This is a genomic window from Erwinia sp. PME.40.26/001, assembly GCF_055556675.1.
On sequence record NZ_JBVHNP010000160.1, the window covers coordinates 1 to 274 of the forward strand.

1 protein-coding gene is annotated in these 274 nt (G+C 71.9%); it reads right to left on the minus strand.

What is annotated here, in order from left to right; translation table 11 throughout:
* On the minus strand, positions 1-274 hold a 274-nt coding region (locus ACZ3HG_RS23665), incomplete at both ends, for a hypothetical protein (protein ID WP_465334810.1).

The following is a 274-nucleotide window of genomic DNA, read 5'->3' on the forward strand; positions in this document are numbered from 1 at the left end:
GTCGGTGATCACCGACAGGTCGAACGGCGCCGGCAGGAGCAGCTCGGTGTTGCGGTCCAGCGGCGACCCGCGCCGCATGAGCGGCGTCTCCGCCCAGTCGTTGGCGGCGAGCTCGCGGCTGCGCGCCGCGAGGTCGGCGACCGAGCCGGAGGTCCCCGGCACCGCGGGCGAGGCGTGGTCGAGCACGGTGGTGAAGAGCGAGAGGGTGCCATCACGGTTGTCGACGATCTCCACGACCTGCTGCTGCTGCGGGAAATCGATGCACGACGCCGTC